We start from the raw sequence: 23,991 nt of genomic DNA, 5'->3' as shown, positions 1-23,991 counted from the left end.
GATTAGAATAAGAGTAGGCTCTTTTGAGTTAACTAAACGTCATTCAATTCTTTGTTTAACATTATTTGTAATGGAATTGTAATTTAGTGATTATTTATAGTCAAAAAACTACAATTTATGTACAGATATTTGTATAAATATTACAAAACCGTGATATTTAATACAGAAATGTTACAAAACAAAGGACTTTATGATTTTCAGTTGATTCCGAAGCCGGAGTTTCATATAATGGTTGTCAGTGGGATAGCCCACTAACAATTAAAATAATAAATTCTTGTAGTCCAGGGGAGGATTATACATTGAAAAAATCTATTAAATACGCAGGAATCGCTGCTGCAACACTTCTAACTGTTGCTCCAGTTGCTGCACCTGCACTTTCTACTGCTTCAACTACTGTAAAGGCTGCCGAAGCTGCTACTCAAGCACAAACAACTGTAACTTACAAAACTACTGATGGTAAAATTATTGGTGAACCTCAAGTAATTAAGGGTGATGTTAACTCTGTTCAACAACTTAACATTCCAGCTGGCTATGTAGCTATCGATGGTTCAACAACAATTACTTTAGGTGCTGATACTACACCTGTTACAAAGGATGTTACTGTTAAGATTAGTAGTGACACAGATGACTCAAATGTTAAGACAGCAATGACTAACTTTGGTGATCAATTCAGCAATATGAACGTTGATACTTTGACTGATAATGCAGGTAACGTTAACTTAGGTTCATTTGAACTTGGTTCATCTAACTCTGCTAAGTCAGACGACTTTTTAGCAAGTATCAAACCATTGCTTAAGAATGCTTCAAACTTGACAGAAACTGACAAGAATGTTTTGAACTCACATGATGCTCAATTCTACATTGTAGCTACTGACAATCAAGGTAATACATATGATGGTTCAACAACATTGAACAGAGACCAATTACAAAAAGCTATGGCAATGGATAAATACTTGCCAGTAGAATTCACTGTTTATGGTCAATATAAAGCTCTTGGTTCAAAGGTTTACGGTTCATACGAAAAGGTTGCTACATTTAACGTAAACAAGTCAAATGAAAATGAAATCAAGTCAGTAAATGCTAAGTTCTCAACACCTATTAATGTTGCTAAGAACTCAAAGACAGCTGCTACTAAGTTGACTAATCCAGCAGGTGTTTCACTTGTAGATCAAGATGGAAACTCTGTTGCTACAAAAGATATTAGCTTAGGTAACAAGTTCTACTATACATATGCTGCTGCTATGAACAACAACGGTACAACAGGTGTTGTTGATCAAAACGGTAGTGATATTAAAGACGGTGAATTTAAGACTGCTGGAACATATTACCAACGTGTAACATTTACTGCTAATGCATCATCATCACTTGCATACTTGATTAACAAGTACCAAAGTGATCCTGATAACTACACTATTTATGTAAATGGTAAACAAGCTACATCTGGTTATGACTTCACAACAAATGCCGGAGAACAAACAATTACATTTGTACGTGCCATCAAGGTTTCAGATAGTGAAGCAGAATGGACAACAACTGATAAGGCTGGCGTTGTTACAACAAAGAGTGCCAATGCTTACTACACATTGAAAGATGACGAAGGTAACACAATCACAAACCGTGCTCTTGCTAAGAACACTGACTGGGCTACTGATAAAGTTCGTACAGACCAAGATGGTAACCAACAATACCGTGTTGCTACTGGCGAATGGATTGACGCTAACGATGTAACATTCTCAGAAAAGGGTTCATCAAACAACAACGAAGGTGAATACACTGACGTTCAAGCCCTAAATGGTAAGGTTACATTGGATGGTCCTTCATCATTCATCTACATGCTATACAATGACAACGGTGCTTCAGTTTCAAACCGTGCATTAGCTGGAAACTCAGAATGGTACACAGACAAGAAGGCAACTAATGCTGCTGGACAAACTGTATATCACGTTGCTACTGGCGAATGGGTACAAGCAGGTAACGGTGTAAACTACGTTGCTTACTAATCATTAGTTAGTAATTTAAAAGACTCGCGTAAGCGGGTCTTTTTTTTGTCTAAAAATATCCTAAGAATTTGTTCTGATATGGAATTTATTTTTGTAAAAGGTTACACTAAAAAAGTGTACTTAAACAAAAAGGAGTTTTATTATGTCACGTAGTTTAAAGAAAATTGCTATCGTAGTCGCTGCTTTTCTTTTGGTCTTAGGATCATTGCCATTTTTGGGTCTGACAAATGCTAAAGCTGCTGATTCATCAATGGTCAACAAAGACAAGATTACGATTGGTACTTTGAAGAATACTGCTGCTATTCCTGCCACTATGGCTAAGGATAATAGTGAGTTCAACCGTAATAACGTTGATGCTGATACAAAAGCATATGATTCAAATACTGAATTGAATGAAGGTATCAAAAATGGTGAAGTTAACTTTGCCACAACTGATTTAGTTAACTATGCTGCCTTGGTTAAAGCTAACCCTAGCTGGAAGATTATTGGCACTTTACCGGGTTACTATGGTTTAGTTGCTAACAAGAGTATCAAGAGCGTTAAGAGTCTTAAAGGTAAGACAATTGCTATTGATAAGAAAGATAGTACTAAACAATACCTTAATAGTCTTTTGAAGAAGAATAAGATGAAGTTTTCAAGTGTTAAAATCAAACAAATTGATTCTGATTCTGCTCGTGTTGATGCTTTGAAGTCTGGCGAGATTAACGCTGCTGTTGTATCTGATCCTTCTATTAGTAATGCTAAGGGTAATGGTGCTAAGATCCTTAACCGTCAAAAGATCAATGCTGACAATGGTCAAGTTTTGATTGCCAATACTAAGGTTACTAAGAAGAATACTGCTGCTACTCAAATTATTGTTAGTACCATGAACACTGAAATCAAGAACATGGACAAGATGGCTGGTTATGGTGTTGCTGGTGCCGCTTTGAGAGACTTCGGTATTAATGATAAAGGTGCTAAGGATATTACTAAGTTAGACGTTAACTTTAAAAAGATTCATAAGGTTAAGAAGTCTGATTTCAATAAGGCTTTCAAATATGCTAAATCTCAAAAGCTTTACAAAAGTAAGATTAGTTATAAGGCTAATACCCTAAAAGTTAAAGGTGTTAAATAATTAATTCATAAGAAGATATCGAATTTAGGATATCTTCTTTTTTTTCTTTAATAATTACCTGATTAACTTGAAATATACGTTAAAATGTAAGCATATCTGAAAATTTGGGGAATTATTTTGAAAAAAAGATTAATATATGTAGATTTCATTCGTATCTTAGCCATGTTACTGGTTGTTTTAGCGCACTCTTGCGCTTCTATCTTGGGGGCAGGAAAGCACAACTTGAATTGGCAAATTGCTAGTGGAGCAGTGGTTATTAGTGAAGTTGCTGTGCCATTGTTCTTTATGATCAGTGGTGCCATGCTACTGAACAGTGATCGAACTTATAGTTTGAAATATTTATTTTTGCATCGACTGCCACGAATAGTGATTCCGTTTTTGGTTTGGTCGGTGATTTCAGCATTTGCTAACAGTGCTATTAATACCAATCCACCGATAAATCCTTGGGACAGTATTGTTAATATCTTTCATCAACCGGTCTTGGTAGCTTATTGGTTCGTCTATCCACTGATCATGCTGTATCTATTGTCACCACTTTTGAAGGGTATGGTTGATCGTATCAGCGATAACCTTTTGACGTATGGATTGATTCTGTGGTTTATCTTCGTGATTTTATTACCAGATATCTCACAAACCTTACCTAAACCTTGGAATGATTATTTCAGTGGATACTTCATGGGCAAGATTGTAGTGTCACAGAGTATTGGTTATTTCTTACTTGGCTATCGTTTAACTAGAGAGAGACATCGCCGAGTTGATCCGTGGATAAATTCATTATTCATTTTGATCTTATTTTATCTGAACGTTTGGGTCAGCTTCTTAGCTCAAAGCAAGCGATTCAGTTATTTGCACATAGTTTCAACGATTGTTTTACCGATAACAATTATTTTGATCTACACGACCTTCAGATCCTTTGAACCACATCTTCATAATTGGTTTGCTAAAGTAGTCGAAGTAATAGCACCATTGACTTACGGAGTTTATCTCTTACATGGAATCGTAATTTTTATGGTAGAGAAGTATTTAGTTCACTTCACACATTATTGGCAGACCTTTGGAATAACCACAGCTATCTGTCTGGCAGTGATTTTTATACTTCACAGTATTCCGTTGGTACGGAGAATCTTTACTTAAATTTGTAATATTAAGATTTTTAATACCTATAAACAAAGTAATACATTAGTCCGGAGCAACAAAGAAAATGGGCTCAGTAGTGAAATTCTACGTTCCAGCCCAATTTTCTTTGTTGCGGAGGATGGCATATAGAAAGGATATCTAGTTATACTAGGGTGATTTATTATCAAAGCATTATTAAACAAACTTCGTACTAAACCTAATCGAATGATTTTGTCAGCAATCGTTTTGGTTCTGGTCTTTATTATTTTGATGATCTTGAATATGAAGACTATGTATACAGCTGATGATTATATATATCGGTTCGTCTACCACACTCCAGGGGTAGAAAAACATATGCAACGAATTACGACTTGGTCGATTCCATATTCAATGTATAACCATTACATGAATTGGAATGGACGTTTCGTAGCTCATTCAGTAGTTCAATTCTTTATGCAATTTGATTCCAAAATGGTCTTTAATATTTTTAATAGTTTGATCTATGTTTTGTTGTTAGTCTTTATTAATAGATTTGCGACTAAACTATCAGGTAAGAAGAGTAATCCATTTATCTTACCTTTGATTTTCTTCTTTACTTGGTTCTATATTCCCTTCTTCGGTCAATCTGTTCTCTGGGTTTCTGGAGCCGGTAATTACTTGTGGATGAGTATTATCTATCTAGGGTATATTCTTTATAATTTGCGCAATCCTAAGTTGAACGCTTTGAATATGATTTTTGCAGCAATTCTAGGATTCTTAGCTGGTGCAAGTAATGAAAATTCCGGGCCAGCTGCCGTTTTGATCGTGCTATTATTCATGGTTAGACGTTTTATTAAAGAACGTAAGATCAATCTGAATTCAGTTGCCGGTGTCGTCTTCAGTGGAATTGGCTTTATCTTGATGATGATGTCACCTGGTTCACAAAAACGTGGCAATATGCACCGAACTCCAGAAATTATTTTGAGCAATATCAAAGGTATTACAAAGTTGTTACTGCATAATTTGGTGTCAGTTTATGTCTTATTTATTATTTTGTTTGTGGTAGCGATTCTGATGAAGAAGTTAACTCGTGATAGTTTTTGGGCAGTAGTTTTCTTTATAATCGGACACTTTGCTGCAGCTTATGCTTTGGCAATGTCACCAGAATATCCAGAAAGAACTTTCTTTGGCAGTATCATGTTCTTAGGTATTGCATTGTTTATCATAGTTTATCAATTATTCAGTGAAATGCAGATAACACCATTATTGATCTCATTGGTAATAGCGGTTTGTTTTGTTTTCAGCTTCATGCCAGCTTATCACGATATTAGTACGAGTTATTATCAAGTAACGCAACAGTACAAGAATATTGAAGCGGCTAAGGACAAAACTCCTAAGAATGCCAATGTTCAAATTTTGACGCCACAGAAGAGCAAGTACAACGCCTATAATGGGACAGTTGGAATTGCCCCAGATCCAGCATCTTGGATGAATGTTTGGGAATCGAAATTCTTTGGTGTTGATCAGATTAGTGGGTACTACGAAAAGTAACAAGATATTATAATTTGAATACAATTTCTAAAGGGGCTTGCTTTGCAAGTGCCTTTTTTTATACCATTTAAGGTATAATAAAAATAGTATTAACTTTTAAAAGGTGGTAATTTGCAATGCTTGAAAATGTACATGGTATTGTTAAGGTCAACCAAGATGCTCGTTACGTTGTCTTCTTGTTTGATACTTACGAAGTGAACCGTAAGATGTTACAAGATAAATATGTTAATGGTGAAACAGCTTGGTATACTGATGCCAAGGGAACAGGTGACGATGGCAAAGTCTTTTATCGTATCGCTCAAGATGGCGAATGGATCGAAGCAGAATACGTTACTTACGTTGACATGAACGAGTAATGTTACGAATGATTTAAATTTGCACAAAAATGTTTAAATATTGTTAGTTTTCTTAAAGTTTTATTGAAGGCAATCCTTTTACATAGTAGTCTACAGTTAGTTATTATTTTTAATTGGAGGGAGACATTATGAATAAAAAATGGGTTGCCTCTACTGCTCTAGCAAGTTTTCTAGCAGCAGTTGGTGTATCTTCAAATGCTTCTCCAGTGAAAGCTGCCGTTTCTAACGATGATGGTAATCAAGATGATCAAGATCAACAAAAGTCTGATGCCAAAGATCCTAATGTTGCCAGTGTTATGGATCAACAGGGGGCTCCTATCGATGAGAATGCAGCGGACGCTATTGAAGCTGGTGAGGAAACAAATTCAAATAGCGTTTTACCGGCTAATGCAGTCAGAGCTATTACTCAAAGCGGTGCAGTCACACAGGGTGTTTCTCAATCGCAACAGAGTGCATTTATTAGTAAGGTTGGTCCTATTGCCCAACAAGTAGCTTCAAAGTACAACGTCTATGCTTCAGTAAGTATGGCACAGGCTATTGTTGAGAGTGCTTGGGGGACATCTGATCTATCAGCTAAGTACAATAATTACTTTGGTGTAAAAGGTGACTATAATGGTTCCTTCGTCAGTTTTCCTACTCAAGAGTGGAGTGCTGAAAAGGGCTATTATACAATTTACGATAACTTTAGAAGTTACCCAAGTATTTATGATTCTTTTGCCGATAATGCAAGTCTGTTGAGAAACGGTATCAGTGGTGCTGGTGATTTTTATAAGGGTACTTGGAAAGAAAATACCTCTTCATACAAAGATGCTACGTCTTGGTTGCAAGGCCGCTATGCAACAAGTCCAGTCTATGCATCAACATTGAATAGAATAATCGAGACTTATAATTTGACACAATATGATAGTGACGCTAATACAAATGGTATTAGCGATAGTTCAGTTAACGGAACACAAACAAGTATAGATGATACAGCGACGATTACGAAGAATGGAGTGGCTTCAATCTACATCAATGCCAATCCTAATCAAATCGTATCTAATCGTGCATTAGCTAATAATACAGAGTGGCACGTATCTTCAAAGGTAGTTGCGGCAGATGGCACAGTCTATTATCAAGTTGCTTCAAACGAATATGTTAAGGCAGACGATGTTCAACTAGCTTCTGAAAAGTCCAATCCTAAAGTTAAGATTGCTGATACAGCAATTGTTATTAATAATGCCGGTTCAAAAGTTTATAAAGCCGCTAATACTAAATCAGCAACGGATCGAGTTTTACCATATCAATCCGCATGGATTACTACGGCCTATGTGGTTGACGACGAGGGTAATACTTTCTACTTTGTTGGCAATGATGCCTATGTTTTGGCAAATGATGTAACTTTGAAGTCACAAATTGCTAATGACGACTATAAAGAAGACCAAATCTCATCATATCCAGATATTGTCCATGTGATAGCTACACCGAGTGCTAGAGCTTACGATTCAAAACATAACGTCCTAGCCGTCAGTCTTGCTAATGGAACTGACTGGAAAATTGATCAGAAGTCAGTCCATTCAGACGGATCAGTTTGGTATCGAGTGGCTACAGACCAATGGGTCAATGCCAATGATGTACAAGTCAAAGGTTCAAATTACGTAACTTCAGTTTCTGGAATGGTTAAGATCAACTATATTCCTGGATATGGAGTTAACGTTTATAACAGTCCTGCAACCAATAATAAATTTACTGGTGCTAGATTGGCTGATGGAACAACTTGGCGAGTAACTTCTAAACAAATTGTCGATGGACAAACATGGTATAAAGTCAATGCCGGTTGGGTCAATGGCAAGTATTGTATATATAATGCTGACTAATTATTGAAAAATTTTAATAAATGACAAAATAGTATCTATCGGGATTCCGATAGATACTATTTTATTTTTACGGATTAATTATTAGCATAAGTTTACATATCTTAATTTAAGTAAAAAGAATGTAAATAATGGCATATTAGATTTTTAAAAATTCTGACTTTTGTTATATTACGACTTGTACTAGTTGAAGTATAAAATACAATAAAAGGAGATTTTTTATGCAATCTAAGTTATTAGATGAAGATTTAGAAATAAGTAAAGAATATCTTTTAAACGTTAAGCATGAACCTTTGCAGAAAAGAGAATCGTTTGACGTTGATTTTGAAATTATTGCATTATTTGATGTATCAGAGAGTAGGAATGATGGCAATACTTTGGTGATGCATGCTCTTTTCGGTGTGTTCGTAGATCGAAGAACTACTAAGCAAATTATTAATGAATTTTATAAAATAAATGGGGTCGGCTTCGCTTTGTCTAAAGTGATGGCCGACTTTTTTAGTATCAGACATTATTTGCCATTCGTTTTTTTATATGTGGCTTATATGCCGTTGAGAGGTGGCAGTAGAAAAAATACCGATTGGATCGGAATTCATAAGATAGTTCGATATCGTCAAAATAAAGGGTATGCGTATTTTATTACCAAAAATGGTTTAACTATCAAAATGAATTTTGCTAAAGGTAATCTGGAGAATCGTTTGCATGATGTCTGTGTGTTGATTGAGAAAAATCTTGAATTTATGGAAAGAATTTTGCTGGCGGGTTTGGCTGAAATTAAGGCTCCGAAAGAAACTGGTTTAGTTTTGAAATTTAGAAATTGCGACTGCCATACACACTTAAAAGTGAAGACTGATAATGACTCAGAACAAATTACAGTTCTCTTTATGACCTTTTTAATCGATCATTTGGGAATAGAATCAGAATATCCTGAAGAAGAAAAGATATACTATCGACAAAATTTACAGCGAATAAAAAAACTTTACTAAGATAAATCAAAAAAACGTCCAGAAGGGCGTTTTTATTTTGTCATAAAAAGTAAAATCCCGGTTTAATAGGATTTTGGTTTCATTTTGGCAACTAATATATGCGATCAGATTCAGTTATATTAATTCCACCACAAGCGCTTGTGAGTAAACTAGGAGAACTCACAATATGAATAATTTGGAATTAGGTTTTCAAGATGCTCTCAACAACCAACGATTGATCCATGGAGTTTTAAAACGAGTCCATATTTTTTCTACACGGGCTGATTATGATGATTACTTTCAAGAGGCAATGATTTTGTATGCGCAGACTTATGAAAAATACCGTCAAAAACATCAAGATATGACAAAATTCAAAGCATTCGTATTTCAAAAATTAACTTGGCGATTAACTGATATGTTACGACAAGAAAAGCATTATTTTGATTTTCATAGTTTGGAAGAATTTGATTTTCAAAGAATTCCTGAAAATAATACAGGTGAACATCTGGATTTCGTAAATTTTTCCGAGTTGTCGGTAGTTGAAAAAGACATATTGCAAAAACATTTCATCAAAGGGATTCCCTTAGTAATATTGGCAAAACATTATCAACAGACTACTAGGGCATTGAGGTACCGACGGGATAAGCTTTTGCATAAGTTACGACATATGAGCGAACGTTAAATTTTACCATCTGATTACAGGTTTATTACTTTTATCAAATATGTGAAAAAAGTTGTTATAATTTATAACGTTAAGGAAATTAACGGCGGGAAGGAATATTTAATTATGGTATCAAAGAAGAAGATTATGACTAGTTTGGTGACTTCAGTTGCCCTAGCCAGTATCAGTTTTACAACAGTTGGACAAGTAGTTCCACAATTAGGGGTACAAGTTCAAACAACAAAGGCTGCTACATCAGCTATTAATGATTACATCAATAACAACAACATTCAACCAGTTTCAATAACTAACCAAGAGGGGACATTTAGTTACTGGACACCTTATGAAAATGGTGTTGGTAAGCCCGAAGGTGTTGTTATTCATGAAACAGCTACACCAGGAGCTACAGCTCAAAACGAAGCTACATACTTTAATCGTGAATGGTCAAACATTTATACATATGTTCATGCTTTTGTTGATAACAACCAAATCTTGAATATCAAGAATACTGACTATGCAGTTTGGGGTGCTGGTCCTACAGCTAATGCCAAGTTCGTTCAAGTTGAATTGTGTGAAGTAAGCTCAACTGATGCATTTGCTAGATCAGTTGCTAACCAAGCATATTACACAGCTTCTAAATTAGTTCAATACAATTTGCCATTTACACCAGGCGTTACAGTTATGTCACATAATGACGTATCTAAGAAGTGGGGCGAAACAACTCACACTGATCCAGTTGGCTACTTTGCAAACTGGGGTTACAGCATGGATCAATTCTATGATCTAATTGGCAAGTACTACAACCAATTGAAGGGTACTACTAATGGTGGTAGCTCAAATACTACTAATAATGGTGGCACAGATAACGGTAATGCCAATGTTATTAATGTAAATAACGCTTCAGGTTCATACGTTCCATTGGTCGCTTTCTTGAGTGATGGTTCAATGCAAAAGATTACTAACCGTGCTTTAGCTAACAACACACCTTGGTATACTGATCAAGTTAAGGATTACAATGGTGTTCAATACCACCGTGTTGCTACTAACGAATGGGTTGCAAGCAATTACGTTAAATAATTCTTTCGTTTTATAAGAAAGTTACTTTTTTATAACAGATTATTACAAAAGACGCGCTGAAAAGCGGGTCTTTTTTTGCTATCATTATTCATTAATAAGGGGTATGTAAGTTGTATAATTGTCGTTAAAGAAAGGCTTAATTTGATATGGGAAAAAAATTCTATGTTGTTCTGAGTATGTTGTTTCTTTTTTGCGTACTTTTAGTTGGATGCAAGCAAAAGGAAACAGCCAAGGTCGTTAGTGCGAATAAGACTTGGTATTTATATCAAGATCAAGGAGAAAACGACACAGTTTCAATTAAATTTCTAAAAGATCAACGTGCCGAGATCAAAGATATTTCTAATATTGATGGAAAAGTCGGCATTAATCGTTTTAACAATCAATTTGATAATCCAAAATATGTTTTGAATCGTGACGGCAGGACTATAACTTTCAAAACAGCTAAGAATGATTTGGTATTGCGAATCATCAAGAATTATCATGAGAATGTTTATGGTAAGCATATGAAGGGCTATTACGTCCAATCTGGTAGTCAGACTTACAAATTTGCTTATATCACCAAACGAGATAAAGCATCTAATATTAGCAAGTCGCAGAAGAAAAAATCGCAGTCGATCGCCTATGATCAGATTGCCGACCATGTAGTTGACGTTGATAGCAATACACAACCATTGGCGGATAGTAATATGGCGGGTAATTATGATTTTTCAACAATTATCAATTATCGCCGAACAGATGGTAATTTGACGATCAATCAAAATGGTACTTATCAGATGACATTGACCGAACATTCCGCACAGAAGTTGAGCGATGATACTGATAGTAAAGTCGTAATGTTGACGTCAGTTGAGACCGGTAACGTTCAAAGTCTTTATGGCAAAATTTATTTAACTCCTAAGAATCTTTTGACAATTGACTATTATAATCACGGTCAAAATCAAGATCGACTTTTGCCAAAGGAAGTTAATTTAAAAGTTAACTCAAAAGCTACTGGCAATCAGATCGACAATGCTAAAGTTCGCCTGGAAGCTAATGGTGACCAGCTGTATCTTTACTCTAGTGATTACACCGTAAGGGTCAAAGATGGTCAAAATAATACTAAAGCAAACTTGTTAACTAAGTCTGATACAACCCAGACGAGTTTAAAAGATGCGATAAGCCAAACGAAAGATTATTATGATAAATATAAGGCCTCACCATTAACATCGAATGCTGACTTAATGCAGTTAGTTGGAGCAATTTCAGATAATCATAATAAAAAGGTTGGCGATATTGGAGTTAACTTTGGTGATTTATATGGAACCAATATTCAACCTAGCGATTATCAAGGTATCAGTGTTAACGGCAGTCAACAGCCTTTGATGCAATATATCTTCTTAGTGTCACCATCAACTAATTCACAAAATGGACCGGCGGTTACGACAACCAAAGGCAAGCTTTTGATCTATGGATCGTTGGATAATAAGCTATTCTTATTGAAACAACCGGACAAGGATTCAACCACTGTAACCTGGACAATGGTAAAAAATGTTTCACTCACCGTGCCTAAATTGAAATTCAGTTTAAATTGAGCTTTGTGTTTTAGGGATGCCGTCGTCCGTGAAATCTCTGTGGACCACTGGAACGTGGTGGACACAACTTGGAGCCCCTTGGCATTGCCAAGTGTCTTCAAGATTGATCTTATTCTAAGTGGGTACCCCACTAAGAATAATTTCACCACTGAGGGTCCACAGAGATTTCACTCCCGACTGGGGATTGTTTTCTATTATTGTTAGCTAAACTTGCTGTATTTAAATATCCAAGCAAATTAAGTAATATGCTAGTCCGGAACAACAAAAACGATGGGCTCAGTAGTGAAATTCTACTTAGCTCACGTAGTGAGGTTAGTAGAAGGCCGAGATTTGAAACAATTGTGAATTTCAATTGGTTCAAATTCGTGCCCACTACGTTCCAGCCCAATCGTTTTTGTTGTGGAGGACGGAATCCTGGGTCAACTTTTAAAAAGAATCAATTTTGGAGGAGAATATGAGTTTTTTATTGATGCTTGTAGTTACGTTGATCGAAGCAATCGTTATCTACAAAATCAGATTTGTTTATAGTCGACACCCAATTTGGGCAATTGGTCTATCAAGTTCGACAATCGTCATGTTCTACCTCATTTCAAAACTCACAATTAATAAATTTGTGCGAGCCTATACATTCAGTTTTGCGACTATCAATTTGATACTTTTGATCGTAATGTTGCTATATATGTGGCAAATGAGTCGTGATTTAAAGAACCTAAAAGCTATGCAAGGGACTGATTTTTTATTAGTTCTGGGTAATAAATGTAGTACCAATCGGGTTCCTCCAATTCTGGCGGGGAGACTGGATAAAACAATTGAATTGTATAGTGATTTTGAAAAAAAGCCAAAGATCATTGTCAGTGGTGGCAAGAGTTCTGTGAAGATTTCTGCTGAAGCTGACTTGATGAAGAAATATTTGTTGGACCGAGGGATTCCTGAAGAAATGATTTATATTGAGGACAAATCACTCAATACAATACAAAATTTGGAATTTTCTGCAATAAAAATTCGTGATATTTGGCAAAAAAGTGGTCGTCCTAGAGTTATCATAGTAACAAGCGATTATCATATTCCTCGAACTAAGTTGCAGGCAAAAAGATTAGGCCTGAAGGTTCAATTTTCGGCTGCTAAGACGGTTAGAATGTTGAAGTGGCCAGCAATGTTTCGAGAATTTACGGCGATTATTTGGTATCACCGATATTCTTTGATAACTATTTTAGGGATGGATATTTTATTTTCGTTGAGTATGTGTATTTAAGGAGAGTTTATGACTTTGTATGATAAGTTTGTTGAAAACAAGCGTCTGAGAAGATTCGTTTTGCTCGCATTAGTAATATTTCTTTTTTACTTATTCCGTAGCATGATGAGTCTTTTCTTATTGACGTTTACGTTTACTTTTTTGTCGGTTCAGTTAGTGCGAGCTGTACAAAAAAAATTACCTCGGGTTAAGCCGATTTGGGTGATTGCACCGGTATATTTGATAATTATTGCTTTGCTGATTTTTTTCATTGCAAACTATGTACCGCAATTGATCAGTCAAACGGTTAAAATGTTTAATTCGTTGCAGAAGTTTTATGAGAGTAAAGAGGTCCGGTCAAATCCTTATTTGGGTGTGATTTATAATTATTTACAACAGATCAATTTGGACAATCAAATTAAGGGTGCCATAACTCAAGTGGTTAATTATATCAGTAGTGTTGGGGCCGTCGGTTTCAATATTGTGATTTCTTTCTTGTTGAGTTTCTTCTATACCAGTCAGGTCGAACAAATGAATGCCTTTGGCCGTCAATTCTTGGATAGTAAGTATAGCTGGGTCTTTTCAGATTTGTTCTACTATGGCAAAAAATTCGTCAATACTTTTGGAGTTGTTTTGGAAGCTCAATTGATGATTGCGGTCGTTAATACAGCTTTGACAACAATTACTTTGTTATTTATGAAGATGCCAAGTGTGATAGCTTTGGCCGTTATGGTCTTCATCTTGTCCTTGATTCCAGTGGCAGGGGTAATCATTTCCTTGATACCATTGAGTTTCATTGCTTATTCAGTCGGTGGTGTTCGTTATGTTATCTATATCGTGATTATGATTGTGGTTATTCATATGATTGAAACGTACTTCTTGAATCCACAATTTATGTCGAGCATGACACATTTACCAATCTTCTTTACCTTTGTTGTGTTGATTGTTTCTGAAGAATTACTAGGTACTTGGGGACTAGTTATTGGTATTCCAATCTTTGTATTCTTCCTCGATATCTTAGGAGTTCATTCAATCGGTGGAACACGCAAAAAGCGCAGAATAAAGTTAAAGAAAACGTTATAATTAAATTTAAGGTATACTTGTCATATATAATGAAGCTAATAGTCAACTGACGTAGATGGGAGATTAAATTATGTCATTCTTCGATAGAAAAAAGAAAGATAACGATGATAATTATTCTGATCTAAATAATCCTTCTTACCAAAATCCTCAACCAGATCAAAATAATTTTGATCAAGCACAAAATCAATATAACGATGCCCCAGCGGGGATGGGACCACAATTTGCACCAAATGATCAAAATTTCAACAACAATAATAATCAAGATTTTAACAATAACAATAATAATGATTATTTCTTTGGTCAAAACCAGCCCCAACAACAACCAAGTCCTGCTCCACAAATGGACAACGAAGCTTGGCAATATACTGAACAAGATTTGCAAAATACTTTGGATCAAAGTGCTGATCTTAAAGCACAATTACGTAGCCAATTGTTAGCTGATCGTAGTTATTGCAACCATGTTTTGCGTAATACTAATAGTGACCAAGTTGAAGATCGTCAGCAAGTAACTGACCATATCAACAGTATCAATGCTTCACTGAAAGAATGGTTTGGTACTGACAAAATGGCCAATGAGATCTATATGGACGAAAACCGTGACTATTATATTTTCACCGATGATTTGAAAGTTAATCCAGATGAAGATACAAGTAAAATGTGGCAACAATTGACTACAATTTTGTCTGATAAAGGTTTGATGGCTAATGCCATCTCAGTTACTTACAATGATCAAGTCGATCAAACTTGGATGAATTATCAAAATGCTGGTTTTGTTGATAGTAATGCATATTTGATCAATATGTATAATGAATTGCAAGAACGTAGCTTGAATACATCAGTTACACCAGCTGAAATTCCATTTGATGCTGATTACCGCGTTCAACACGTTAATGATAAAGTAGATAAAATTCTGGACGCTGACGATAAACTAATTATGGAAGTTTCTCGTGGTGCCAGTCATCAATTACAAATTATTCGTCACTATAAGGATAATAAGGTATTAAGTCGTGATATCTTTGATCTTAATGGTGTCATCTCTGCTACTCAATTTTATGATCACCGTAATGCCAATAAAGTCGTTCGTGAGAACTTCTATCGTCAAGATGGAACACTTGTATTGATTAAGAGTTATACAGCTGACGAGCCTTATATACAGCTATTTAGTGAAGGTAATGTGTTGATCAGTACCTTTGATAGTGATGAAGAATTGATTATTTGGTGGTTAAAGAATCAAGCCTTGAAACAATCAGACGCAACAATTTTTGTTTCAATCAATTCTGAATACTACAAGAAGTTATTGGAATTAAGAGATTATGGCTTTGAAGTTATCCCAATTGTTATGAAGCAAAGTGAGAATGCTGAAGTTCTTTCTGATTTGATTGACGGTAAAGATAAAGTCAGCGCTGTTCTGGCTGGATCAGACCAAGTTAATACTTATTTGAATAAGAATTCTAAGAATAAGATGGATATTACTACTTTGAAAGATGTCGATACACCTATCTATAAACAATAGAGTGTATTGAGGGATGCCGTTGTCCACAGAGATTTTGTTCCCAACTGGAGATTGGTTTCTAACATTAGTGATTAACGCTGCAGTATAGGAAATTTCTTTAGTTGGATAAAGTTTAAATAAAAAAATAGTAGCACCTATTGGGAACTGGAATACAAATATGTATGCTGTGTGTTCTTAATAGGTGTTATTTTTCAATTCTAAGTTTAAATAAGATATTAGGTATACCAGTCTAAGGTAACAATTCAATCGGATAGATTGAGGAGAAGGCATATTTAAACCCTCAAAGAGAAATTTGTTTTCAGACTTTTACTGTAAATTGCGGGCCACTCTCTTTTTTTTATTGTCAAAATCGTGTAAAATACATATTGTTAAAGAAATGAAAAGAGGATCATATTAATGGCAAAATTAGTTTTCATTCGTCACGGACAAAGTGAATGGAATTTATCAAACCAATTTACTGGTTGGGTTGATGTTGACCTTAGTGAAGAAGGCGTAAAGCAAGCTCAAAATGCTGGTAAACTTCTTAAAGAATCAGGTATTCTATTTGATCAAGCATATACATCAGTATTGACACGTGCTATCAAGACATTGCACTATGCTCTTGAAGGCTGTGACCAATTATGGATTCCAGAAACAAAGACATGGAGACTTAACGAACGTCACTACGGTGCACTTCAAGGTCTTAACAAAGCTGAAACAGCTGAAAAATATGGTGATGAACAAGTTCATATCTGGAGACGTTCATACGATACATTACCTCCACTATTGAAGGCTACTGACGAAGGTTCAGCTGCTAACGATCGTCGTTACGCAAACTTGGACCCAAGAATTGTTCCCGGTGGTGAAAACCTTAAAGTTACTTTGGAACGTGTAATTCCTTTCTGGGAAGACGAAATTGCTCCTAAGTTGCTTGATGGCAAGAACGTTATCATCGCTGCTCATGGTAACTCACTACGTGCTTTGACTAAGTACATTGAAAACATCTCTGACGAAGATATCATGGATGTTGAAATGGCTACTGGTGAACCAGTTGTTTATGACTTGGATGATAAGTTGAACGTTGTAAGTAAGGAAAAGCTTAACTAATTTTTGATTAGTTTAATTTAATAAGATTACGCATATTGCGTGATCTTATTTTTTTTGACCATGTGGTGAGAGAAATATAGTAGTAATAATTAGTTCTGAGAAAAAATCATAATAATTCATAAAATAAAGTTTTGTGATAATACATTATAGTTCCATTTCTTTCGTAATTTTATTCATATAAGAAATCAAATACATATCAAAAGTAAGTATTAATGTGTATAATAAATTTACGTAAGAGGATAAGAATATGCCAATAAAACCAAGAGAATTAGTAAGACTTTTAAAGCAAAATGGTTTTATTGAAAAATCTCAACAAGGTTCTCATTTGAAAATGTACAATCCCGTAACTAAAGTTACAATTCCAATCCCTATTCATGCTAGGGAAATGAAGAAGGGAATTGAACATGCGATTTTGAGAAAGGCTGGTCTTAAGTAATGATTCTCAACATGGAGGTTAAAGTCATGACCGAAAAGAAAAATATTTTAGTATATCCAGTAATTTTACATCCAGAAGATGAGGGCTATAGTGTAGAAATTCCTGATGTTGATAATGGAACCTGGACGCAGGGCGAAAACTTAAAAGATGCGTTATTAATGGCTCAAGATGCAATTGGAATCATGCTTGAAGATAAAACTGATTATCCTGAAGCAACTAAGTTAGAAGATATTTCAACAAAAGAGAATGATATTAAGACAGTCGTTTATATCGACATGGAAGAATATCGTCGCAACAATCCTAAAACGGTTCGTAAGAACGTGACTGTTCCAGAGTATTTAGTGGTTTTAGGAAAAAAGAAGAAGTTAAATTTCTCGGCAATTTTGACTGAAGCGCTGAAAAACAAATTAGAAATATAATTCAAGATCACATCAAAAGTGTGGTCTTATTTTTTTACTCTAAAATCTGTCATTTTCATTACTTCAAACAATAAAAATTTACTTCCAGCGACATCAAACTCTTACTGTGGCGCTTGCTTTCAGTGTCGGGCGTTATTTGCTAATTTAGTAATGAACAAGACATTGGAGGAGAGGAGGTAAGAAAGATGACCGAGCACGTGAATTATGATGTGTTGCATCCATCATACAAGGCGCTTTGGGACTTGCTTGGTGAAGACAATATGCTCAAGGTCTATGACCAATTTCGTGGTACGCAATTACAACTGCCGATGAAGTTATATGACCGTGTGAAATTGGAAAAGTTTTTGAATGATGGGCCTGATAAAAGAGATGTTCGAGAGCTTTCCAATATATATGGGTTTTCACCGCGATGGATCAAGAAGCATATTGAAAGTTAGTTGGGGAAATTTTACTTAGGGAGAATGATTGAAATGGATGCACAAACGAAGAAAAAAATATTCGATAATTTAGATGTTATAGGTTCATTGATTATGGTAGTAGCGCTCTTTTTGGGAGCTTTCTATAAGGATAATGGTGGGGCCTATGCTACTTCATATACATATCCTGGATATAAGATAATTTTTAACAGTAATTATATGTTGGGGACTTTATTGATAGCTTTGCCAATAATTGTTTTGATTACTAACTATGTTGATGCTTTGAAAAAATACGATAAAATTATCAAAATATTATTGCCTGCTATTACTTTGATATTTGTCTTTGTTTTAAAAGGGCAGGTCGCCGATTCCGTAGGTGAAGATACTGGAGCAATTTTATCTTTCGCTATGGGTGGTTGGATTTATTTGTTAGGAAATGCTGTTGCCCTAATAGCTGGTGCAGTAGGATTCTTTAATGTTGATTTGGAAAAGAAATCAGAAGAATTAACTCATAATGCCAGAACTAGAAGTGAAAGACATCAAAAGTAAAATGGATTAGAAAAAGAACAGTCAATTTTTGACTGTTCTTTTTGTTTGCAGTAAGCGTTATTATAAATAATAAAGAGATTTCAATATAATTGTTATTATTTAATTTAAAGAGTATTTATTTTATGTTTAGGGGGAGCAAAGTTGAAAAAATTCAAAAAAATATTTTATTTGGTTTTAATTTTTGCTGGAATGGTATCTTTATTTTCTTTTCAACAATTGAATGTTAAAGCTGATGATGAGAAACAGACCTTCGTTGATACAGTTAATGGGGGTGATGAGTTAACTGGTCCACTTCCAGTCTATGAACTTTTGGATGATAATATAGTAACGCTGAAGAATGATTTTTCTAGAAATAACGTTAAAGAACTTCCATATATGGTTAAAATTAATGGAGGTTGGTATCAAGACTATGATGAAAATGATAATCCAATAGGTAATAAAAGTATAAATATTGGTGCCATGGAGGTACCCGCTGTTATAAATCAAAATAGTGAAGGTTTAAAATATTCTGTTCCCGATATTAAGCTTGATTATTTTTATGATCCATCGACCTCAAGATTATGGTCAGATTACAGTGATAAGGAAGATAAATTATATGTTTATCTGAGTGCTTTCACTCCTAAGGTAATACACTACGTAGATAGTGACACTGGAAAGAATCTTGGTGATACTGAAAATAACACTAAAGAAATTACGATAGGTTCTAAAGGAGTAGAGGGAAAAGGACGTTTAATGGACTTTTCTAATCTGGTAGATGATTTTGATTCTAAATATCAAGATTCCGAATCTCCATATATCTTTAAAAAAGGCTTTTATAATGCAGATAGTTCAACAGATGAACTAACAGTATATGTTGGAAAGCTTAAACCCATTAATGTATCAGTTATGCGTAATGTTACTGATGCGACTGGAAAAAAGTATAAATCTGTAGAATCTAAATATGTAATTCAACCCAATGATACACTAAGATCTCTAACTGATGATATTAGTGGAGATGGTGAACTAGGTACTGTATTCCCAGAGAATGCAGATTTGAAAATTAAAAAATACAGTATTTCTAGTAAAGATGAAGCTAATATTTCAAATACCGACATTTCTGATGCTTCTTTTAGAAACAGGGAAGAAATTATAAATTATTTTTCTAATTTAGATAATCGTTTGTGGAATACTCCTATTAATGATCATAGTGGTGGAACAATCGACTTTACTTATAGCTATGAGTACACTAACCCTCAAAAATACACATACGATGTTACAATTCCTTCAAATCTAGATTCAAAACTAGTACCTACAGTAAGTGCCAGCGGAGAATTTGGAGACAACGTTACCGTTACTGTACCGGCAGTGTCTGGTTATACAGCCAATAAAAAGACTGTCACAGCGACTGTTAATAGAGATGGGACAATTACTACTAATGAGAAAGTAACGTATACTAAGAAAAGTAGTGGTAGTAATCACAATAATAGTGATAATCCGGTAGTTTCTAATACTGAAATAAATATTGCAACCAACACACAAGCCGACGTTTACAACAACAGTGCTAACATACTTAATGAAACAGTAGATAGTAATAAGACTTACAAAGTTACCAAGAAGATGACCAAAGATGGCCAAACATACTATCAGATTGCTGATGGTAAATGGATCAAAGCCAATGATGCTTACCAGTATAAAAAAGTCGTCGACTATTTGAGAGTTTACAAAGGTTCTTATAAGAGACTTTATCACAGTAATGATAAGTTAGTGACGAATCGTGGATTAGCTGCTGAAACTGATTGGTATGTTGATCAGGTTGCTGTGATTAACGGTGAAAAATACTATCGTGTCGCAACTGATGAATGGGTAAAAGCAGACGAAGGAAATCTTTATCAATCTGATGTAACTGTTATTAATGTTAATCAAGGAACAAAATTTTATGATGAAAAAAACAACGTTCTTGGTGAGTTTGCCAATAATATTGCTTTAAAAGTTGATCGTATATCTAATGTTAATGGTCAAAAAATGTATCGTGTCGCAACTAACGAATATGTATTAGCTTCCGATGTAAAATAAATAATAAATTAGCCCTAATTCAAAACCAAAATATACAGGAAAAATTCTTGATGTATTGAAAGTAATGAATTAAGGTTTTTTGTATGCCGAATCTTTCTCATAAACTATTTTATTGTGTACAATGGAAGATATGAGAGGGGGTAACAAATATGGCAATGAAACCCCAAAAGATTGTAAAGATATTACGACAACATGGTTTTGTAAAAAAATCTCAAAATGGATCACATTTGAAAATGTATAATCCCACTACGAATGTGACGCTGCCGGTTCCGATTCATCATGATAAGGAACTTGAACATGGTATCGAAAGTAAAATTTTGAAGCAAGCCGGTATTAAAGTTACTGATATATAAAAATAAGGTTATGTAATAAGCTCTCTGATTTGAACAGATGGTTTATCATACAGCCTTATTATTTTATTTATTCATAATAAAACAACATATATAATTAAGTCCCCCTTTAAATAGGGAAATTTATATATAAATAATTTAAATTAAGCAAAAAGATAGATTATTTTTTAGGCTCAATAAATTGTTGGAATCTCTTTAAGGTGGTATTTTAGATATATTAAATTAATTTAGTTTAGTTATCACTTGATTAATATATTATGAATAGGGGTAATTGGATGAAAGTGTAGGTGGAATTATGTTTTTAGCGATTAAAGAGATCCTGCATAATAAAACAAGATATTTATTAGTGGTATTTACGGTTTTTTTAATTAGTTATTTGGTTTTTTTCTTAACTAGCTTGGCTGTCGGCTTGGCTCGAGAGAACAGAACGGCTGTTGATCAATGGCAGGCAAAGTCAGCGGTAATTTCTAGTTATTCTAACAAGAGTTTGACGGTTTCAACGATTCCTAAAGAAAAATATCAATCCTATACGGATGATAAAAATATTGCTGAGCTGGGTCAGATGACTGTGGTATCGCAGCTGAAAGATTCAGATAAGAAGATCAATACTAATATTTTTGGTGTTGATTGGAATAGTTTCATAAGTCCTAAATTGATTGAAGGGCGTTTACCTAAAAATAACAAAGAAGTTGTTATTGATAATTCCTTGGAGAATGATTCATTTAAGATGAATTCCCGGGTGAAGATCAATGGTAGCTCTAATTATTTTAAGGTTGTAGGAATTACTAAGAATAATAGTTTCTTCGCCGTACCGGTTATTTTCACTAATATGGACGTTTTTCGGACTTTAAAATATGGGTCGGATAAAGTTGAAAATATTAGTGGTTTAGTTGTTAAAAATAATCAGAAAATCAAGAAGGCTGGTTTAACTCAAATATCTATTAAAGATTTAATAAATCATATTCCAGGATACAATGCCCAAGTCTTAGTCTTTAGCTTTATGATTGTGGCGATGATTATTATTACTTTCTTGATCATAAGCATTTTCATGTATATCATTACGATTCAAAAGATAAGTTTGTATGGTGTTATGCGGGCGCAAGGTATTAGGACTGGTAGAATTGTAGAATCACTATTTTATCAAATATTTATTCTAACGATTTTAGGATCTGTTTTGGCACTAGTTCTGATAGCAGCAACGCAACTATTCTTACCCAAGACGGTACCGTTTTATAGTAATTGGTTAGCATACGGCGTATTGACCTTGGCAATTGTTGTTATGGCTTTAATGGGTGGATTAATATCCATTAGACGAGTAGTAAAAATTGACCCATTATCCGCAATTGAGGGGGAATGATTATGCATTTAGTTGAAATGAATAATGTGAATAGACAATATGGTTCTGGACGTACCTTGTTCGAAGCCTTACATCCAACCGATTTTGTTTTGGATAGAGGAGAGTTTATTGGTTTAACAGGACCTTCTGGCTCCGGAAAAACTACTTTCTTAACAATTTTGGGATTATTGCAATCGCCAACTCAAGGGCAAATACTTGTCAATGGACAAGATGTTACAAAGATGTCTGATAGTGAAAAAACTGATTTGCGTTTTAATAAGTTCGGTTTCGTATTGCAAGCATCCAATTTGATTCCTTTTTTGACAGTGAATGAACAATTTAAATTAGTTAATAAATTTTCGCATTCACGTAGGAAAAAAATAAATCCTAAAGAATTATTAGATATATTGGATTTAAAAGATGTAGCTGATAAATATCCTAATAATCTATCTGGTGGTGAAAGACAAAGGGCTGCTATCGCACGAGCTTTGTATAATAATCCAGATATTATCTTGGCGGATGAACCCACAGCTAGTTTGGATTCTAAGCGTGCTGAACAAGTAGTAGAATTATTGGCTCAAATTGCTCACAATTCTCAAAAGGCTGTTATCATGATAACTCACGATACACGTTTGTTATCTGCCACCGATCATGTTTACGAAATGCGTGATGGTTATTTAAGACAACAAGATTAGAAAGGATTGATTTGGAATGGCAACGATATATGATTTCTCAGAAACAGAAATGAATGGTTTTACAATTGATTTCAAAGATTACCAAGGCAAAGTTGTTTTGTTTGTTAATACTGCCAGTAAATGCGGATTTGCTCCACAATTAAATGGTCTTGAAGAACTTTATAAGAAATATCACGATCAAGGCTTTGAAGTCTTAGGTTTACCTTCCAATCAATTCCATCAAGAATTAGATGATGATAAAGAAACTAGTGATTATTGTCAGATGCATTATGGAGTGACTTTCCCAATGACTAAACGTGTTAGCGTCAATGGAGAAAATGAAGATCCATTGTTTACTTATTTGAAAGATTCAGTCGGTCATGGTCGAATCAAATGGAATTTTACTAAATTTTTGGTTGGGCGCGATGGTCAGGTGATTGAACGCTTTGCACCAATAACAAAGCCAGAAAAGATTGAGCCAGAGATTGTTAAAGCATTGGGTAAATAATAGATAGCGTCGTCCGTAAAAAAATCTGTGAGCCACTGGAACGTGGTGGACACGACTTGAAGCCAATTGAAATTCGCAATTGTCTCCAAGCTCGG

General features: G+C 34.7%; 23 protein-coding genes. All 23 read left to right on the top strand.

Features of this window, described 5'->3' with window-relative positions; all coding sequences use genetic code 11:
* The first annotated feature begins 299 nt into the window (after positions 1-299).
* The gene (locus LAB100_RS08860) at positions 300-2,000 is read left to right on the top strand and encodes a hypothetical protein (protein WP_119327161.1); all 1,701 of its coding nucleotides are present in this window, start codon (positions 300-302) and stop codon (positions 1,998-2,000) included.
* 142 nt (positions 2,001-2,142) lie between these two features.
* Positions 2,143-3,114: an ABC transporter substrate-binding protein gene (locus tag LAB100_RS08855; protein ID WP_119327160.1), complete on the top strand. Its 972-nt coding sequence runs from the start codon at positions 2,143-2,145 to the stop codon at positions 3,112-3,114.
* A gap of 117 nt (positions 3,115-3,231) precedes the next feature.
* Positions 3,232-4,248, top strand: coding sequence for an acyltransferase (locus LAB100_RS08850; protein ID WP_119327159.1), 1,017 nt, complete (start codon positions 3,232-3,234; stop codon positions 4,246-4,248).
* A 162-nt stretch (positions 4,249-4,410) separates the two neighbouring features.
* Positions 4,411-5,760, top strand: a complete 1,350-nt coding sequence (locus LAB100_RS08845; RefSeq protein WP_281273995.1) for a DUF3329 domain-containing protein — start codon at positions 4,411-4,413, stop codon at positions 5,758-5,760.
* A 116-nt stretch (positions 5,761-5,876) separates the two neighbouring features.
* The gene (locus tag LAB100_RS08840) at positions 5,877-6,116 is read left to right on the top strand and encodes a hypothetical protein (protein ID WP_119327157.1); all 240 of its coding nucleotides are present in this window, start codon (positions 5,877-5,879) and stop codon (positions 6,114-6,116) included.
* A gap of 128 nt (positions 6,117-6,244) precedes the next feature.
* Positions 6,245-7,972, top strand: a complete 1,728-nt coding sequence (locus tag LAB100_RS08835; protein WP_119327156.1) for a glycoside hydrolase family 73 protein — start codon at positions 6,245-6,247, stop codon at positions 7,970-7,972.
* Between the two features lie 218 nt (positions 7,973-8,190).
* Complete coding sequence (locus tag LAB100_RS08830) at positions 8,191-8,955, top strand: hypothetical protein (RefSeq protein WP_119327155.1); 765 nt, start codon at positions 8,191-8,193, stop codon at positions 8,953-8,955.
* Positions 8,956-9,121: 166 nt separating this feature from the next.
* Positions 9,122-9,616, top strand: a complete 495-nt coding sequence (locus LAB100_RS08825) for a sigma-70 RNA polymerase sigma factor region 4 domain-containing protein (RefSeq protein ID WP_119327154.1) — start codon at positions 9,122-9,124, stop codon at positions 9,614-9,616.
* 105 nt (positions 9,617-9,721) lie between these two features.
* A complete protein-coding gene (locus tag LAB100_RS08820) occupies positions 9,722-10,672 on the top strand; it encodes a peptidoglycan recognition protein family protein (protein WP_119327153.1) in 951 nt (316 codons plus the stop codon).
* 146 nt (positions 10,673-10,818) lie between these two features.
* Positions 10,819-12,243 carry a hypothetical protein gene (locus LAB100_RS08815; RefSeq protein WP_119327152.1) on the top strand — a complete coding sequence of 475 codons (1,425 nt, stop codon included), beginning with the start codon at positions 10,819-10,821 and terminating at the stop codon, positions 12,241-12,243.
* Positions 12,244-12,697: 454 nt separating this feature from the next.
* Positions 12,698-13,495, top strand: coding sequence for a YdcF family protein (locus LAB100_RS08810; RefSeq protein WP_119327150.1), 798 nt, complete (start codon positions 12,698-12,700; stop codon positions 13,493-13,495).
* 9 nt (positions 13,496-13,504) lie between these two features.
* Positions 13,505-14,557, top strand: coding sequence for an AI-2E family transporter (locus tag LAB100_RS08805; RefSeq protein WP_119327149.1), 1,053 nt, complete (start codon positions 13,505-13,507; stop codon positions 14,555-14,557).
* A 70-nt stretch (positions 14,558-14,627) separates the two neighbouring features.
* Complete coding sequence (locus LAB100_RS08800) at positions 14,628-16,070, top strand: hypothetical protein (RefSeq protein ID WP_119327148.1); 1,443 nt, start codon at positions 14,628-14,630, stop codon at positions 16,068-16,070.
* A gap of 396 nt (positions 16,071-16,466) precedes the next feature.
* Positions 16,467-17,156 (top strand): 2,3-diphosphoglycerate-dependent phosphoglycerate mutase, encoded by a 690-nt coding sequence (locus tag LAB100_RS08795; RefSeq protein WP_119327147.1) that lies wholly within the window; start codon positions 16,467-16,469, stop codon positions 17,154-17,156.
* Positions 17,157-17,403: 247 nt separating this feature from the next.
* Entirely contained in the window at positions 17,404-17,592 is a 189-nt protein-coding gene (locus tag LAB100_RS08790) for a type II toxin-antitoxin system HicA family toxin (RefSeq protein WP_119327146.1), read from the top strand.
* 26 nt (positions 17,593-17,618) lie between these two features.
* Positions 17,619-18,011: a type II toxin-antitoxin system HicB family antitoxin gene (locus LAB100_RS08785; RefSeq protein ID WP_119327145.1), complete on the top strand. Its 393-nt coding sequence runs from the start codon at positions 17,619-17,621 to the stop codon at positions 18,009-18,011.
* A 185-nt stretch (positions 18,012-18,196) separates the two neighbouring features.
* Entirely contained in the window at positions 18,197-18,448 is a 252-nt protein-coding gene (locus LAB100_RS08780) for a hypothetical protein (RefSeq protein ID WP_119327144.1), read from the top strand.
* Between the two features lie 33 nt (positions 18,449-18,481).
* A complete protein-coding gene (locus LAB100_RS08775) occupies positions 18,482-18,976 on the top strand; it encodes a hypothetical protein (protein ID WP_119327143.1) in 495 nt (164 codons plus the stop codon).
* Positions 18,977-19,117: 141 nt separating this feature from the next.
* Positions 19,118-21,028, top strand: coding sequence for an SLAP domain-containing protein (locus tag LAB100_RS08770; protein WP_119327142.1), 1,911 nt, complete (start codon positions 19,118-19,120; stop codon positions 21,026-21,028).
* 149 nt (positions 21,029-21,177) lie between these two features.
* Positions 21,178-21,381: a type II toxin-antitoxin system HicA family toxin gene (locus LAB100_RS08765; RefSeq protein WP_119327141.1), complete on the top strand. Its 204-nt coding sequence runs from the start codon at positions 21,178-21,180 to the stop codon at positions 21,379-21,381.
* 292 nt (positions 21,382-21,673) lie between these two features.
* Complete coding sequence (locus LAB100_RS08760; RefSeq protein ID WP_119327293.1) at positions 21,674-22,735, top strand: ABC transporter permease; 1,062 nt, start codon at positions 21,674-21,676, stop codon at positions 22,733-22,735.
* Between the two features lie 2 nt (positions 22,736-22,737).
* Positions 22,738-23,409: an ABC transporter ATP-binding protein gene (locus LAB100_RS08755; protein ID WP_119327140.1), complete on the top strand. Its 672-nt coding sequence runs from the start codon at positions 22,738-22,740 to the stop codon at positions 23,407-23,409.
* 16 nt (positions 23,410-23,425) lie between these two features.
* Entirely contained in the window at positions 23,426-23,896 is a 471-nt protein-coding gene (locus LAB100_RS08750) for a glutathione peroxidase (RefSeq protein WP_119327139.1), read from the top strand.
* Positions 23,897-23,991: the final 95 nt, after the last annotated feature.

The organism is Companilactobacillus musae, assembly GCF_003967595.1.
Taxonomy (GTDB): domain Bacteria; phylum Bacillota; class Bacilli; order Lactobacillales; family Lactobacillaceae; genus Companilactobacillus; species Companilactobacillus musae.
Note: the sequence above shows the minus strand (reverse complement) of the source record. Positions and strands in the feature narration are given on the sequence as shown.

Excerpts from the sequence above, each read along its gene's own strand:
- LAB100_RS08855 (WP_119327160.1), top strand. The coding sequence starts at position 2,143 with ATGTCACGTAGTTTAAAGAAAATTGCTATCGTAGTCGCTGCTTTTCTT.
- LAB100_RS08840 (WP_119327157.1), top strand. The coding sequence starts at position 5,877 with ATGCTTGAAAATGTACATGGTATTGTTAAGGTCAACCAAGATGCTCGT.
- LAB100_RS08835 (WP_119327156.1), top strand. The coding sequence starts at position 6,245 with ATGAATAAAAAATGGGTTGCCTCTACTGCTCTAGCAAGTTTTCTAGCA.
- LAB100_RS08830 (WP_119327155.1), top strand. The coding sequence starts at position 8,191 with ATGCAATCTAAGTTATTAGATGAAGATTTAGAAATAAGTAAAGAATAT.
- LAB100_RS08825 (WP_119327154.1), top strand. The coding sequence starts at position 9,122 with ATGAATAATTTGGAATTAGGTTTTCAAGATGCTCTCAACAACCAACGA.
- LAB100_RS08820 (WP_119327153.1), top strand. The coding sequence starts at position 9,722 with ATGGTATCAAAGAAGAAGATTATGACTAGTTTGGTGACTTCAGTTGCC.
- LAB100_RS08815 (WP_119327152.1), top strand. The coding sequence starts at position 10,819 with ATGGGAAAAAAATTCTATGTTGTTCTGAGTATGTTGTTTCTTTTTTGC.
- LAB100_RS08810 (WP_119327150.1), top strand. The coding sequence starts at position 12,698 with ATGAGTTTTTTATTGATGCTTGTAGTTACGTTGATCGAAGCAATCGTT.
- LAB100_RS08805 (WP_119327149.1), top strand. The coding sequence starts at position 13,505 with ATGACTTTGTATGATAAGTTTGTTGAAAACAAGCGTCTGAGAAGATTC.
- LAB100_RS08800 (WP_119327148.1), top strand. The coding sequence starts at position 14,628 with ATGTCATTCTTCGATAGAAAAAAGAAAGATAACGATGATAATTATTCT.
- LAB100_RS08795 (WP_119327147.1), top strand. The coding sequence starts at position 16,467 with ATGGCAAAATTAGTTTTCATTCGTCACGGACAAAGTGAATGGAATTTA.
- LAB100_RS08790 (WP_119327146.1), top strand. The coding sequence starts at position 17,404 with ATGCCAATAAAACCAAGAGAATTAGTAAGACTTTTAAAGCAAAATGGT.
- LAB100_RS08785 (WP_119327145.1), top strand. The coding sequence starts at position 17,619 with ATGACCGAAAAGAAAAATATTTTAGTATATCCAGTAATTTTACATCCA.
- LAB100_RS08780 (WP_119327144.1), top strand. The coding sequence starts at position 18,197 with ATGACCGAGCACGTGAATTATGATGTGTTGCATCCATCATACAAGGCG.
- LAB100_RS08775 (WP_119327143.1), top strand. The coding sequence starts at position 18,482 with ATGGATGCACAAACGAAGAAAAAAATATTCGATAATTTAGATGTTATA.
- LAB100_RS08765 (WP_119327141.1), top strand. The coding sequence starts at position 21,178 with ATGGCAATGAAACCCCAAAAGATTGTAAAGATATTACGACAACATGGT.
- LAB100_RS08760 (WP_119327293.1), top strand. The coding sequence starts at position 21,674 with ATGTTTTTAGCGATTAAAGAGATCCTGCATAATAAAACAAGATATTTA.
- LAB100_RS08755 (WP_119327140.1), top strand. The coding sequence starts at position 22,738 with ATGCATTTAGTTGAAATGAATAATGTGAATAGACAATATGGTTCTGGA.
- LAB100_RS08750 (WP_119327139.1), top strand. The coding sequence starts at position 23,426 with ATGGCAACGATATATGATTTCTCAGAAACAGAAATGAATGGTTTTACA.